Consider the following 14,676-nt stretch of genomic DNA (forward strand, 5'->3'; position numbering starts at 1 on the left):
CATTTTAGTGACCGGGGCGGTTTTTTGACGCATTGAATATACTGCCTGATTATTGGAGTGACTTCAGAGCTGGAGCATATTATCCGAAAAAAAGGTATACTGATAATAATTTATGTCCCCCACTTTCACAGAGGAGGCTCGGAGCTTTGTCTGACACACTTTTTAAGCATTTGTATTTACGGTCTTCCATAGGCTATGCGGTAGTATCCATTGACGATGGTACAATGCTCATGGCCAATCCTGCCTTTTGCGGGATGTTCGGATATACAGAGGATGAACTTAAGGATCTGCGTTATTTGGATATTGCCTATCCGGAGGATGAGCATACCGTGGATCACGGCCTGATTATGAAATATTTGCTGCGCAGTCCCGGCGCGGCTGTAGATAAAGAGAAACGGTTTGTGCGCAAGGATGGGGAGATCATCTGGGTGGCGCTGCATCTATTTTTAATTATTGATGAATCGACAGGCAGGCCCCTGCAGCTGATTGCGGAGATGACCGATATTACCGCACGCAAGGTAGCGGAGAAGAAGATTGAGGAGGATCACCAGCTCTACAAGCTGATTACGCAAAATACTCCGGACATGATCTCCTTTGCCGATCCGGATGGAACCTTGCGATATGTTTCTCCCTCTGTTGAAAAACTGATGGGTTATTCCGCAAGTGAGATGATCGGCAGGAAAAGGCCGGAGTATTATCATGAAGCTGACGCGCTAGAGATGACCGAGCGGGGGAAGCTTTACTCGGACAACGATGTCTTTACCCGCCGGGCAAGGCATAAAGATGGCCATTACATTTGGATTGAAAGCTCGTTTCAGGTTATGCGGGACCGTGAAGGTGAAGTGCAGCAGGTACTGACCATTGCCCGTGATGTTACAGAGCGGAAGAAATATGAGGAGATGCTGGCGTCTGCGCAGGAGCTTGGGCAGATGGGTTCGTGGGAATGGAATTCGGTCTATGCGGAGTTGACGGTTTCCAGCCAGATGAGGGCTATTTTTGAAATGGGCGGCAGTCAGGGCAGTCATACCCGGATTGATTATCAGCTGCTCCTGGATTGTGTGGTGAAGGATGACCTGGGGGCGCTGCGTGAGGAGCTGCACCATACACTGAAGTCAGGCACCCAAGGTGAGGCGACCTTCAGAATCAGGAACGGCAGCGGCGGGCGTAAGGTGATCTATGCGCACTGGGAGGTTATCCTGGATGCAGCAGGCAAGGTTCAGCAGATCCGCGGCATTGTGCAGGATGTTACGGAACGCCACCGGATGGAAGAACAGCTTCGTGACAGCGAACGGAATTACCGACTGATCTCGGAGAATTCTCAGGACTTTATCTCACGCAATGCGACAGATGAACAGGCGACCTATCTGTATGCTTCCCCGGTCTGCCAGCAGATGTTCGGATATACTCCGGAAGAAATGGTCGGCACGAATGGGATGGATTATATCCATCCTGACGATTTTGCCTGTGTGCAGGCTTTTCTGGACGACAGTAAGAAGGGCTTGAAGCTGGAGCCTATCGTCTTCCGTTATCTGTGCAAGGACGGCTCTTATCTGTGGGTGGAAACTACGCTGCGGCATACGGAGACGGGAACCCCGGGAATTACAGAGATGATTGGAGTTACCCGGAATATCTCTGAGCGCAAGCAATATGAACTGAAGCTGCTGGAAAGCGAGAACCGGTACAAGTCGCTGTTCGAATATAATCCGTCCGCGATCAGTGCAATGGATCTGCAGGGCTGCATCCAGTCGCTGAATGCCAGTCTGCAGCAACTCACCGGCTATTCCCGTGAAACACTGCTGCATTCAAGCTACAGTGAGATTATTGATGCGGATGAGCTGGCATTTGTAAATAACCGTTTTCTTGCCGCTGCCGGGGGGATGGCCCAGACTTTTGAGACCCGGATCATCCGCCGTGACGGGCTGACGGTTGAGGTTGGCATGATTTATGTGCCTATTCTGCTGGACAGCCAGGTGGTAGGCGTGTTTGCGATCACGAGCGATATCACCGAACGCAAACGGCATCTGGAACAGATTGAGAAGCTTAGTTATGAGCATGCGCTAATATTGAATTCGGTTTCGGAAGGGATCTTTGGCATCAATCTGCAGGGGGATACGGTCTTTATTAATCCGGCGGCTTCCATTATGCTGGGTTACGCTCCCGGAGAGCTGGCCAGCAATATCAAGCTGCAGACGATCGCCCAGACCTGGATGGACGGGGAACTCTACCGCGGAGGGCATAGGACCCTCGCAGAGCTGCTTACGACTAATCTCTCCTATGAGCGGGAGCAGGAAGGGATTTTCTGGAGACAGGACGGTTCCAGCTTCCTCGTTAAATACCGCATGACGGCATTATATGATAACGGGGAACGCAAGGGTGCGGTAGTGGTATTCCGTGACATCACCGAGGAGAAAGCGGTTGTGCGTGCAAAGGAATCTGCGGAGCAGGCTGACCGGGCCAAATCAGAATTTCTGGCCATTATGAGCCACGAGCTGCGCACTCCGATGAATGGGATTATTGGCATGGCTGATCTGCTCTCGGGGACAGAGCTTACGGAAGAGCAGGAATACTACACGCAGATTATTAATAAAAGCGGCGGAGCACTGCTGCATATCCTGAATGAGGTGCTGGATTTCAGCAAAATTGAATCCGGTATGATGACGCTGGATCTGCAGCCGGTCGATATCCGGCAAGTGATTCAGAATGTATGTGAACTCTTTTATCCGCGTGTCAAAGAAAAAGGGCTGACCCTGCGCAGCGAAGCAGACCCGGAGATTCCCGGTCTTGTAATAACGGATGAAATCCGGCTGCGGCAAATTCTCGTGAATCTGGTCGGCAATGCGGTGAAATTCACGGAAGAAGGGGAAGTCGGTATTTCGGTGAAGCTGGAACCTGTACGGGAACCCGGGTCAATGATTCTCAGATTCTCGGTGACAGATACCGGTATTGGAATTCCGCAGGACAGCCAGAGCCTGTTGTTCCAGTCGTTCTCCCAGCTGCATCCTTCCATTAACCGCAAATACGGCGGAACCGGACTGGGGCTGGCCATAAGCAAGAAGCTGGTCGAGCTGCTGGATGGTGCGATCGGTGTGGACAGTACCGAAGATGAGGGCTCGGAGTTCTATTTCACGATTGAGGTTATGCCGTCTGGTGAGGTTGCGAGGCCTCCGCTGCCCCTGGAGATCCTTGCAGCGGAAGAGTATAAGAACGGAATTTTTGATATGGATTATCCGGAGGGGCAATATGGTCCGCTGTCGATCCTTATTGCTGAGGATCATCCGGTGAATCTGCATCTGCTGCAGAAATATTTGAATAAGCGCGGCTATACCTCGGATGTGGCCCTGAACGGGGAGCAGGCGGTTCACGCTGTGCTGACACGGCAGTATGATCTGGTATTCATGGATATTCAGATGCCGGTGCTGGATGGTATTGAAGCTACAGGGCGGATCCGCGAGGCGATGGGATTATCTCCGGTTATTATTGCAGTTACTGCCTTTGCCCGGAAGGAAGATAAGGAAATGTGCCTTCGAGCAGGGATGCAGGACTTCATCTCCAAGCCGATCCGGGTGGAAGAGCTGGACAGGGTTCTGCGGGAATGGTCGATTAATCTCCGGAATTAGCAGGCAGAGACATGAGGAGGAGCAAAGAGGAATGAGATGGATCATCTATATTTTATTTGCCATACTCTATGGGCTGACAACGCTATATGGGCTGGGGCCGGTGCTGCTGGCTGACGGATCGTTCCGGGAGAGGATGCTGACACTGGCCATTGTACTGCTGATCTATGCCGGAATTACCTGGTGGCTGCGGAGTTTGCTGAAGCGGCTGGGCAGACGTTGACAATCTTCCCTTGGCTAAACTATTATTTATAGGGATCGTAATTATTACGATTATAAAATAGTCAGTGAGAGGGTTACGGTATTGAAAACCATGAAACGTGGCGATTTCATCATGATCCTGGTCGTATTGCTTGCCGCCGGTTCCATTTACGGCTATAAGTGGTTCTCGAATCACAATGAGCATTATGCACAGGGAGATCTGAAGGCTGTTATTACAGTGAACGGCAAGGCGTACAAGACGGTAAACCTGACCAAGGAAGAACAGATTATAGACATCCGTACCAAGTTCGGCCACAATACCCTGAAGGTGTTCGACTATGGGATACAGATGACTTACTCGGATGCTCCCCTGACCATTGCGCTGGATATGGGGTTCATCTCCAGGCCCAAACAGCAGATTATCTGTATTCCGGCCCGGCTTCTCATTGAGGTCGTAAATCCCGGTTCATCCATTGATGACGATGATGCGCTGGATGCGGTGATCTAAGCTGGCACTCAAGGCTGCAGCTCCTCCCAGGCCGCTGCGGCGTCGGCACTAGTGTATACATAAGGTGTGGACGGCTCAGGAACTGCGGTTAGGACTTCCGGAGTAATCTGCAGTGTCTCCACTCCCTGATAGAGCACCACATGAAGCTTGCCCCGAACCTCAATCCAGGTATCGGCGGGCAGGCTTATTTGTGTTCCCGGCTCCAGCAGAATACCGAACGGAGTGGCATCCGCCGTGCAGCACTGGACGAGGAACCGGCTGACCGCATAACTGGTCTGGCCGGCACCCTGCGGCTCTCGGTAGAGAAAGCCGGATACCGAGATTTCCCTGCCCTCAAACTGTGATTTATACAGGTTGATAGCGCCCAGGGTCTCAGAGAAAATCTCCGGGTATACAGGAATAACGGACTCTCCGTACAGCTTGCCGGCCAGCTCGGCAAATTCCGCCTCATAGGGGTTAGAGGGAGTGAACTTCGCTCCGCTGCCGGACTCTGCGGCCGTATAAGACAAGGTGAGGCCTTTCCTGGCTGCTGCGGCACTGCCCAGCGCGCGGTCAGGCAGGAGGAATCCCAGCAGCAGCGGAAGCAGGAACAGGCTGTACAGTGCGGAACTGCCCAGCCCGGAACGGGGCAGGCGGTGCTCACAGTCGCACAGGACACTGCTTTTGCCAAGGACGGCTTGAAGCCCGAGGCTCAGCGCCATCAGGGAGAGCGGAACCGGACACAGCCTGATCCAGCGGGCCAGCTTGGGGGCAACGTAATAATGAAGCGCGTCCTGCTGGACCAGATGTCCGATATAGAGGGCGAAGGCGAGCAGAATAACCGCCCTCAGTAAATAGTGAAACCGGATGCTCCGGGAGTTATTCATGCGGAACCTCCTAAGAGTTTGTGAGGGTTGCTCCTTGAGTTTCTGCGGACAAACTGCATCGGAAGCATATGCTGAGTTTGTAAGGGTTGCTACAGCCAGAGTGAAGCCAGTACCGAGCCGGTGAAGACGGCCGAGACAATCAGGAAGAACAGATAAAGCGCAAATCTGGTTTTGAACAGCGACAGCAGCATCAGCGAGTTTTTGAAGTCGAGCATCGGCCCCAGCACCATGAATGCCAGCAGTGCTCCGGCCGGGAAGGAATGCAGGAAGGTTGAAGCGACGAAGGCATCCGAGGTGGAGCAGAGTGAGAGTACAAAGGCCAGCCCCATCATGAACAGGTAGGAGCCCAGCGGGCGCTCTCCGATAGCGGTCAGGCTGCCGTGATTCATGAAGGTTTGGATACCGGCGGTTAACAGGCAGCCGATGATCAGATATTTGCCCATTTCAAAAAACTCATCCGACGTATGCACAAAGACTGCGACTAGCCGCCCGCCGCGGGTGGTGCCGTGATGCTCCTCGCCCCCCTCGCGCGGGATGGACAGACGCAGCGGTGATTTGCGGATGGTGGCATAGATGACAAGGCCGATTAGGGCGGATACGGCAAAAGCCAGTCCCATCCGCGCATAGGCCAGTTCCGGATGGGAACGGAAGGCCGTCAGGGTGGCCCCGTAGACGACCGGATTCAGGATCGGGCCGGACAGGATAAAGACGATGGCGACGTACAGCGGCATGCCTTTGTGCATCAGCCGGCGGACAAGCGGAATCATCCCGCATTCGCAGACGGGGAAGATGATCCCGAGCAGGCAGCCGAACAGGATGGCCGGAACGGGACGGCGCGGAATCCAGCGCGAGATCATCTCGTCCGGTACGAAGACGCGGAGCAGTGAAGAGAGCAGCGCACCCAGGAGCACGAACGGCAGGGCTTCAAGCAGAATGCCGAGAAACGCTGTTTTGAACGTGTCCACATACCCGTTGTTAAGCAGCTCCGGATGGCCGGGGAGCCAGAGAGTCCCAATCGTGATCAGGAAGGCGGCGGGAATGAGCAGCGGCAGTATTTTGAACGGAGATAAGGCTGTCAAAGGCTTCATCGGCTCCTTCCCGCACCTGACATTAGCTGAACAAGGCTGCCCAGCGGCGGCTGACCGCCCTCTCGTCCAAATTCAGGCCGATGCACACAATGTAAGGCTGGCCCGGATAACGCGAAGCTTCCCAGGTTGTGCGGTGTCCCGCATATTGCACAAGCTGTACGGAATCATGCTCCGCAATCTGGACATGACCTTTAGCTCTAAGCAGACTGTCTCCCCATTCCCGGAAAAAAAGCTCCAGCTGCTCCCGGCGGATCCTCCCGTTTCCGCCCTGCGGAACGGTCAGCGTGACTGCCGCAACCTGTGAGTAGGAGGTGCTTGGACCGGATTCGGGCTCCTGCACGGCAGTCGCGCTGCCCCCGCGGCCAGGGACCGCCCGTTTAAGCGTTGTTCCGTTTATAGTACCCGGTCCGCGCTGCGGCACGTGGCTCCGCAGTTCACGGGCGGCGATGCCAGCCAGCAGCGGGGCCAGATTAATCTGGCTGTAATGGGTGAAAACAATCTCCGATTCGGAGTTTTGCTTATAGACCATTTTCTCGATTTTCCATAGGGTTTCCGGCTCAACCAGATCGCTTTTGTTGACGATAATCAGATCAGCCACAGTGAGCTGCTTGCGCAGTGTGCGCACCAGCTGTTTATCGGAGGAGAAGCGGCTGTTATAATCCAGCGCATTCTCGGCATCGAGCAGTGTGATTGTGAAGTGCAGCTTCAGCCGGTCTGCCAAGGGCGCCTCCAGCAGCGATTTGGCAATTTCATCAGGATCAGCAACGCCGGTAAGCTCGATGTAGATGATATCCGGCCGGCGCGCCAGCAGGGCGGCCAGGCTGCGCGGCAGCTCTTCCTTACGGCTGCAGCATACACATCCGTCCAGCAGCTTTTCCACACTCATGCCGGTATTCTCCTGCAGAATATAACCGTCGACATCCTTTTTCCCCAGTTCATTCATGACTACGCCGGGATTCAGCCCCCGCAGCTTGCTCTCCTTCAGCAGACTTAACAGCAGGGTTGTTTTTCCGCTCCCCAGAAATCCGCTCAGTATGATCACAGGTATCTTCATGGCTCACTCTCCCGCTTTGTTCTTGGAATTGCAAGAATCATATTTTCTTTGTAATACAACCTTCGATGCATCTCAACACGGCAACCGTCTGTTTCCTGCTGAAACGGCCCTTCCCTTGAAGGGAGGCCAAGCCGTTTTTACTTGTAATTCCATCTATACGTAATTCCTCCGCAGGAAAGACCACAAATCTAAGAGAGTTGAAATTTTCCGGAACGCCGCTTGACAGCGGATAGGTGGACCATGTAGAATGTGTAAATCGTAATAATTACGATTAAATATGAAGGAGTTGATTTTTGTGAGAGTAATCGTTACTTTGGCCTGTACAGAGACTGGCGACCGCAACTACACCACTACGAAGAATAAGAGAACCACGCCTGGACGGCTTGAGATGAAGAAATACTGCCCGCGCCTGAAGCGAGTGACGCTGCACCGTGAGACCCGCTAAGAATGCTGAGCGGTAACTTTGGGAAGGAAGAAGTTCCGCTAGACGGGCGGCGGGTGCGCTGCTGTCCTACACTAAATTTGTGTAAGGAGTAAATTAATGAAGAGAATTCCTGTTACTGTACTCAGCGGATACCTCGGTTCCGGCAAAACCACACTCCTCAATCACATTCTTCATAACCGCGACGGCTTGAAGGTGGCGGTCATTGTGAATGATATGAGTGAAGTGAATGTGGACGCGGGGCTGGTGAAATCCGGCAACACTCTCTCCCGGACCGAGGAGAAGCTGGTGGAGATGTCCAATGGCTGCATCTGCTGCACGCTCCGCGATGATCTGCTGCGGGAAGTGAATTATCTCGCGTCGGAAGGGCGTTTCGATTATATTCTGATCGAGTCTTCCGGCATCAGCGAGCCGGTTCCGGTAGCCCAGACCTTCACCTATGCGAACCCGGAGCTGGATATTGATCTTACTGAGCTTGCCAGACTGGACACGATGGTTACGGTAGTCGATGCCAACCGTTTCTGGCATGACTTCGCTTCGGGAGACAGTCTGCTCGACCGCAATATGACTACGGGCGAAGGCGACTTCCGGGATATCGTTGATCTGCTGATTGACCAGATTGAGACCTGTGATGTGCTGCTGCTCAATAAATGTGATCTGGTAGACGAGCAGGAACTGAACAAGCTGGAGGCTGTACTGCGCAGGCTTCAACCGCGCGCCAAGATCATCCGTACAGTTAATGCGCAAGTCGACCCTTCAGAGATCCTGAATACAGGTTTGTTTGATTTCGAGCAGACCAGTCTGTCCTCCGGCTGGATCGCGGAGCTTGGCAAGGAGGAGCACACACCGGAGACAGAAGAATACGGCATCACCTCCTTTGTCTACCGGCGCAGAACGCCGTTCCATCCGCAGCGGCTGAGCTTCTTCTTCAGTAATTGGCCGGCAGAGGTAGTCCGGGCCAAGGGTCTGGTATGGCTGGCGGCACGCGGAGATCTGGCCGCAACCATCAGCCAGGCGGGACCGTCCATCCAGTTCGGGCCGGCCGGTTACTGGCTGGCGACGATGCCGGAGGACCAGCAGCAGGAAGTGCTGGCCAGCGAGCCGGATGTCAAGGCGAAGTGGGACGGGCAGTGGGGGGACCGGCTGAACGAGATCGTGTTCATCGGTGTCAGCATGAACCGCACAGATATTGAGGCCCGGCTGGACCGCTGCCTGCTGAGCGCGGAAGAGATGCAGCAGGACTGGAGCAAGTTCAACAATCCGCTGCCATGGCCGGCAGAGGAATTGCTTGCTGCCGGGCAGGAATAGAGTTCTGCGGGATCTGTGGACATGGTGTAACGGGCATTAAGGCAGTGCTTAAGAATTGAATTCGAGTGATACGGAAGATATATATTCTAGTGAATTACAAGACGGGTATCTGGAGTTACGGTGGAACGCAAGACTGAGCATCTAATTCGCGGGAAAGCCGGAATCGGGTCTGCCGATTCCGGCTTTTTGCTGCCTTGATTACTGTGTTAATCAGATTAATTACGATTAATTTCTGGTTTTGGGTTTACAGAACGTAATTATTACGATAATATCAATGGAGTCAAAACGTAATTATTACGATTAAACCGGCTGTGGTTGCCTGTGAATAGACTTTGCCGTGCATCAGTCTGCCGGAGGACTTTATCTTTAGGACCGTTGAGGAGAACCACTCCGGAATGATGAGTGTTGCTGAATGATGAGTGTTGCTGAATAGGGCAGTGTCCATAAGCGCAGCGGATTTGGCCATTTTGAAGAAATAACGGCACTGGAGTCCGTAAGAATTCCATGGCCGAAGAATGGGAAGGAACTCAGCTCCCCATTAGGAGAACCGGCCAAATCATCAGCTCCATCTGAAGTTGAGAGAAGAAAGGAAGAAGAAACCCTATGATTTTGTCATCCATGCGGGATGTTGTGTTCGGCTACGGGAACGAGCCGGTCATTGACCGCTTGTCGCTGGATCTTGAAGCCGGACAGTTCATCGGGATTACCGGCCCGAACGGGGCGGCGAAGACTACGCTGCTCAAGCTTATGCTGGGCTTGCTGAAGCCATGGAGCGGAACGGTCTCCCTGAACAAGGAGCTTACCGGCGGGGGCAAGCTGGTGATCGGCTATGTGCCGCAGCAAGTCGCCTCCTTCAATGCCGGATTTCCCAGCAAGGTCATCGAGCTGGTCCGTTCCGGCTGCTACTCCAGGCTGGGATTGTTCCGCCGCTTCACGAAGGAACAGGAAGCGCTGGTGGAGAGCAGCCTGCGGCAGGTCGATATGTGGGAGTACCGCAACCGCAGAATCGGCGAGCTGTCCGGCGGGCAGAAGCAGCGGATCTGCATTGCCCGGGCGCTGGCCCAGCAGCCGCAGGTGCTGGTGCTGGATGAGCCGGCAACCGGCATGGATACGGCCAGCCGCAGCGGATTCTACAAGCTGATGCGGCATTATGTCAGCCGGCATGGCCGCACCGTCATTATGGTTACACATGGCCTGGAAGAGACAAGAGCCTATCTGGATACGGTGATCAGCCTGGAACGGCAGGAACAGGAGGGCTGGACATGCTTGGTTACGAATTCATGCAGCGTGCATTTTGGGCAGGAGGCCTGATCGGCATTATTGGTCCGCTGCTTGGTGTATATCTGATGCTGCGTAGGCAGGTGCTGATGGCGGACACTCTGTCCCATGTCTCACTTGCAGGTGTGGCGCTGGGTTCAGTCCTGCAGTGGAACCCGGCCATCAGCGGTTTCGCAGTGGCCGTAGCCGGAGGGCTGGTTATCGAGCAACTGCGCCGTTCTTACCGTACATACAGTGAGCTTCCGGTAGCTATCATTATGACCTCCGGTCTGGCGCTGGCCGTAGTGCTGATGAGCCTGAAGCAGAACCTGACCAAAAGCTTCAGCTCCTACCTGTTCGGCTCCATCGTCGCCGTGAGTGATACCCAGCTTAAGCTGATTGCCGTCGTGGCCGCAGCCGGACTTGTCTACTTCATAGTTCTGCGCCGGCCGCTGTACAACCTGACCTTTGACGAGGAGACCGCCAGCATCGGCGGGGTTCATACAGGGTTGTTGTCCTTTTCCTTCGCTGTACTTACCGGCATGACCGTTGCCGCAGCCATGCCTGTTGTGGGTGTGCTGCTGGTATCCGCGCTAATAGTGCTTCCGGCATCCATAGCCCTGCGGATTGCATCCGGTTTTACAGCAGCCGTTCTGATTTCCGTCGGCGTCGGATTAACTGGTGTTTTTAGCGGCTTGACGGCTTCGTATTATATCAACACGCCTCCCGGAGGCACGATTGCACTTATTCTGCTCGTATTTCTGCTAATTGCTATTGCCGTACAACGGCTGATTACCCTGAAAAACCGCCGCTACATTCATAAATCTACAACCACTTAAGAAAAGAGGTCTCGAAAAAATATGATAAAGTCCAATCCAAAGTCCAAATTCAGAATCCGCCACCTTGCTGCCCTGTCTCTGACTGCCATGCTGATTGCCGCCGGCTGCGGCAACAACAGTGCAGGCAATGCTGCCTCTAACGGCAGCCCTGCTGACACACCGTCTACTGCGGCTGCAGCTACAACCGCACCTGTGGCAGGCAAGCTGAATATTAAAGTCAGCTTCTATCCGATGTACGAATTCACGAAGAATATTACCGGTGAGCTTGCGGATGTGGAAGTGCTGATTCCGGCCGGCACCGAACCGCATGACTGGGAGCCGACGGCTAAGGATATGGCTGATATATCTGACGCGGATGTGCTGGTCTATAACGGAGCCCGCATGGAAGGCTGGGCACAGCAGGTTGTAGACGGAGCTTCAGGCGGCAAACTGATTACCGTAGAAGCCAGTAAAGGGCTGGAAATTATGGAAGGAACGGAAGAGGAAGAGGACCATGACCATGCCCATGAAGGAGGCGCAGCTGCCGGAGAGGCTGAACATGATCATGAGGCTGAACACGGGGAAGAAGGGCATGCCGGAGAAGGCCATGATCACGGGGGTCTTGACCCGCATGTGTGGCTCGCCCCGGCTCTGGCAATCCAGGAGGTCCGCACGATTGAAGCGGCATTATCCGCAGCCTCGCCTGGGAATGCTGCAGCCTTCAAAGCAAATAGCGAAGCCTATATAGCCAAGCTGCAGCAGCTGGACCAGGAGTTCAAAGACGCACTGAAGGATACGAAGCGTAAGGACTTTATTACCCAGCATGCCGCTTTCGGATACCTGGCCCGGGAGTATAGCTTAACTCAGGTGCCCATCGCCGGATTGTCACCGGAGCAGGAGCCTTCTGCTGCACAAATGGCAGAGATCGTAGAATTTGCCAAGGCGAATAACGTAAAAACGATCTTTTTCGAAACTCTGGTATCCTCCAGCGTGGCTGATACTATTGCCCAGGAAATTGGCGCAAAGACAGCTGTGCTGAATCCGATCGAAGGATTGACGGACGAGGACACGAAGAATAATCTGGATTACTTGGGCATTATGCGCCAGAATCTTGAAGCCCTGACCGCGGCGCTGAATGAATAAGAAGAAGAGAGGCTGATCCGTACAATGGCTAAGAAATCGAAGGTCGTCAAGGAATTGAAGCGGCAGGAGCTGGTGGCGAAATACGCGGATAAACGCAGAGAGCTGAAAGCGGCGGGGGATTATTTGGCGCTGCAGAAGCTGCCCCGTGATTCCTCGGCTACCCGTCAAAAAAACAGATGCACCGTCTCCGGCAGACCCCGGGGATACTTAAGCAAATTCCATGTTTCCCGGATCGTCTTCCGCGGGCTCGCACTCCAGGGTCAAATTCCCGGTATCACCAAGTCCAGCTGGTAGACCGTTAACTTCATAGATACTCTCTGCCGCAAGACGGCTGGTTCTCTGGGATACAGGGGATCAGCCGTTTTGCCATATACTTAGACTTTGCCTGATGCAGCGGAGTGAATTATGATAGAGGGAAAAGGATATTTCGCAGCTGAGGGAGGCTTCTTAATGAGCTATACCGATACTTTTATCCGTGTTGCCGAAGATTGCCCGGCAGAAATTGGCGTATCCCCGGTCTCGGGACGTCCGCATCCGCCTGCTCATGTCATTCAATACAATCTGCTGGCAGGTGCTCCTTACCAATATAACCATGAAGAACTGCTGTATCAGGTGCATGTGCGGCACAAAGGAATTTCAGAAGAAGAGCGGGACTCGCGCCGGGAAGAGATCTGGGCAGAGCTGTTCTCGAAGAGTCATCCTTGCCTGCGGGCCTCGATGCTGCCCAAGAAGTACGGCTGGGGAATCCATTATGATGCAGAGGGCAAGATCGCCTTATACGCTAAAGAATCTCCGGAATATGATTACTATACTTCCAGCGAAGAGGCCGGAGTGAAGCTGCTGAATGCTATGCGCAGTAAGCGCCGCTGAGCAGGGGGGGCATATCCATATATCATAGAAAGAAGGAAGCGGTATGTCACAGTATTGGAGTCAGCGCTTTGCCAGGGAAGGGATGATCTGGGGGAGCCGGCCCAGTCCGTCCGCCGGGTGGGCCAAACAGAGGTTTATGGAAGACGGGGCGTCTTCCGTCCTGGTTCCGGGTGCCGGTTACGGGCGGAACACCAAAGTGTTTGCCCCCGAATTTACCGTTTATGGCATAGAATTAAGTGAAGCCGCGCTGGAGCTGGCCGCAGAATGGGATCCCGGGACAACCTTTATCGCCGGATCTGCTCTGCAGCCGCAGCTTGTACATCCGGTCGATGCCGTGTATTGCTATGACGTACTGCATCTATTCCTGGCGGATGACCGCCGTAGGCTGATCGATGCGTGTCTTGAGCAGGTGCGCTCTGGAGGGCTGCTCTATTTCACCAGCTTCTCCGATGAAGATCCTAATTATGGCTGCGGAACAGAGCTTGAACCGGGCACTTATGAATATAAGGCAGATAAGTATGCCCACTTTTTCAGCGACGGCGATTTGAGAGGGCATTTTGCCGGGAATGAGATTCTGGAGACGGGTTCATTTACCGAGTCACTGAAGAATCCGCAGGGCGGAACCCATGAATACATACTGAGATACATCCTTGCACGCAAAAAATAAACAGGTGCAGGAGCGCAGCATCAAGAGGCCCTTCTCTGAGGATGAGAAGGGCCTTATTCAGACGTTTATTTAGGCGGTTACACTAGTGAAGCTCACAATCGGCGAATAGGATATGGCGTGGAATCCGGAAGAAATTCTCGGCTTTCTCCTGCAGCGCCAGCGTAGGCAGATGGCATTGGTGCAGCCACTTGCGGAAAGTGCCGGGATGAACACCGATCCAGATGCTGACATCGGTTACCGAGAAGTCATAAACCATGCAGAGTCCGGTCAGAATAGCATTGCTTTGCGGTGAACGGGCAGTCGTTCTTTTCATGAAACGGGACGGGGTCGGCTGGCACACAATCGGACTCTGCCGCAGAAGGGCTTCATTGAACAAGATGTGGGGGGGATAGCCGAGCAGACGGCAGACCTTGTCCAGATTAGTTCTGGAGGGAATGCGGCCTTCATACACCCATGCGCTTACGCTGCGGGAGGAAACGGAGAGCTCTTCTGCAAGCCTGGAGAGCTTCATGTCCTTAGCCATCAGAATAGCCAGCAGAACGCGGTTGCGGATCTGGCTGCGCTTTGGCCGGCGGAATCTTTTGACCCGTACGCCTTGTCCAAGATATTTGCGGTTGATCAGAGACCAGGCCTGAATTTTATGTGGTTCTTGCTGATTCTTAGGCATAATTCCTCCGATATACTGAATTAATGAAGTGGTAATTCTTCTAGTTTAACTGTATATGACTTTAACATTACACTAAGGCTTTCGTCCAGATCAAATGCCTCCGATTCCGGCAGCGTGAAGTTTCTTTCAGTAATGCTGCTGTTTATGATATATTTTTAGTAATCAAATTTACA

The 14,676-nt window shown here is 53.6% G+C and carries 15 protein-coding genes; 11 read left to right on the forward strand and 4 right to left on the reverse strand.

Annotation, left to right across the window (positions count from 1 at the left end; translation table 11 throughout):
* The first annotated feature begins 146 nt into the window (after positions 1 to 146).
* The 3 genes from PBOR_RS12195 (at position 147) to PBOR_RS12205 (ending at position 4,323) form a co-directional block, all read left to right on the forward strand.
* Positions 147 to 3,617, forward strand: coding sequence for a PAS domain S-box protein (locus PBOR_RS12195; protein ID WP_042211903.1), 3,471 nt, complete (start codon positions 147 to 149; stop codon positions 3,615 to 3,617).
* A gap of 31 nt (positions 3,618 to 3,648) precedes the next feature.
* Complete coding sequence (locus PBOR_RS12200) at positions 3,649 to 3,837, forward strand: DUF6954 family protein (RefSeq protein ID WP_042135652.1); 189 nt, start codon at positions 3,649 to 3,651, stop codon at positions 3,835 to 3,837.
* Between the two features lie 90 nt (positions 3,838 to 3,927).
* Positions 3,928 to 4,323 carry a NusG domain II-containing protein gene (locus PBOR_RS12205; protein ID WP_042219308.1) on the forward strand — a complete coding sequence of 132 codons (396 nt, stop codon included), beginning with the start codon at positions 3,928 to 3,930 and terminating at the stop codon, positions 4,321 to 4,323.
* Positions 4,324 to 4,331: 8 nt separating this feature from the next.
* Here PBOR_RS12205 and PBOR_RS12210 read toward each other — a convergent pair whose 3' ends face one another.
* The 3 genes from PBOR_RS12210 to PBOR_RS12220 all read right to left on the reverse strand — a co-directional run bounded on the left by PBOR_RS12210 (position 4,332) and on the right by PBOR_RS12220 (position 7,331).
* Positions 4,332 to 5,189, reverse strand: coding sequence for a TIGR03943 family putative permease subunit (locus PBOR_RS12210; protein WP_042211906.1), 858 nt, complete (start codon positions 5,187 to 5,189; stop codon positions 4,332 to 4,334).
* A gap of 89 nt (positions 5,190 to 5,278) precedes the next feature.
* Complete coding sequence (locus PBOR_RS12215) at positions 5,279 to 6,277, reverse strand: permease (RefSeq protein WP_042211908.1); 999 nt, start codon at positions 6,275 to 6,277, stop codon at positions 5,279 to 5,281.
* Positions 6,278 to 6,299: 22 nt separating this feature from the next.
* A complete protein-coding gene (locus PBOR_RS12220) occupies positions 6,300 to 7,331 on the reverse strand; it encodes a CobW family GTP-binding protein (RefSeq protein WP_042211910.1) in 1,032 nt (343 codons plus the stop codon).
* A 295-nt stretch (positions 7,332 to 7,626) separates the two neighbouring features.
* Here PBOR_RS12220 and rpmG point away from each other — a divergent pair, with 295 nt between their 5' ends.
* From rpmG to PBOR_RS12255, 8 genes are all read left to right on the forward strand, one after another.
* On the forward strand, positions 7,627 to 7,776 hold the full coding sequence (gene rpmG, locus PBOR_RS36190; RefSeq protein ID WP_042135659.1) for a 50S ribosomal protein L33: 150 nt from the start codon (positions 7,627 to 7,629) through the stop codon (positions 7,774 to 7,776).
* Between the two features lie 96 nt (positions 7,777 to 7,872).
* The gene (locus tag PBOR_RS12225) at positions 7,873 to 9,081 is read left to right on the forward strand and encodes a GTP-binding protein (RefSeq protein ID WP_042211913.1); all 1,209 of its coding nucleotides are present in this window, start codon (positions 7,873 to 7,875) and stop codon (positions 9,079 to 9,081) included.
* Between the two features lie 603 nt (positions 9,082 to 9,684).
* Positions 9,685 to 10,392 (forward strand): metal ABC transporter ATP-binding protein, encoded by a 708-nt coding sequence (locus PBOR_RS12230; RefSeq protein WP_042211915.1) that lies wholly within the window; start codon positions 9,685 to 9,687, stop codon positions 10,390 to 10,392.
* Positions 10,338 to 11,177 carry a metal ABC transporter permease gene (locus PBOR_RS12235; RefSeq protein WP_042211917.1) on the forward strand — a complete coding sequence of 280 codons (840 nt, stop codon included), beginning with the start codon at positions 10,338 to 10,340 and terminating at the stop codon, positions 11,175 to 11,177. Before PBOR_RS12230 ends, PBOR_RS12235 begins: the two co-directional genes overlap by 55 nt.
* 21 nt (positions 11,178 to 11,198) lie before the next feature.
* A complete protein-coding gene (locus PBOR_RS12240; RefSeq protein WP_081972013.1) occupies positions 11,199 to 12,299 on the forward strand; it encodes a metal ABC transporter substrate-binding protein in 1,101 nt (366 codons plus the stop codon).
* Between the two features lie 24 nt (positions 12,300 to 12,323).
* Entirely contained in the window at positions 12,324 to 12,593 is a 270-nt protein-coding gene (gene rpsN / locus PBOR_RS12245; RefSeq protein WP_042211919.1) for a 30S ribosomal protein S14, read from the forward strand.
* A gap of 156 nt (positions 12,594 to 12,749) precedes the next feature.
* Positions 12,750 to 13,169 carry a DUF6157 family protein gene (locus tag PBOR_RS12250; protein WP_042211922.1) on the forward strand — a complete coding sequence of 140 codons (420 nt, stop codon included), beginning with the start codon at positions 12,750 to 12,752 and terminating at the stop codon, positions 13,167 to 13,169.
* A gap of 43 nt (positions 13,170 to 13,212) precedes the next feature.
* Positions 13,213 to 13,836 carry a class I SAM-dependent methyltransferase gene (locus PBOR_RS12255; protein ID WP_042211924.1) on the forward strand — a complete coding sequence of 208 codons (624 nt, stop codon included), beginning with the start codon at positions 13,213 to 13,215 and terminating at the stop codon, positions 13,834 to 13,836.
* An 82-nt stretch (positions 13,837 to 13,918) separates the two neighbouring features.
* Here PBOR_RS12255 and PBOR_RS12260 read toward each other — a convergent pair whose 3' ends face one another.
* Entirely contained in the window at positions 13,919 to 14,503 is a 585-nt protein-coding gene (locus tag PBOR_RS12260; RefSeq protein WP_042211927.1) for a helix-turn-helix domain-containing protein, read from the reverse strand.
* Positions 14,504 to 14,676 lie beyond the last annotated feature (173 nt).

The organism is Paenibacillus borealis (genome assembly GCF_000758665.1).
Classification (GTDB): domain Bacteria; phylum Bacillota; class Bacilli; order Paenibacillales; family Paenibacillaceae; genus Paenibacillus_AQ; species Paenibacillus_AQ borealis.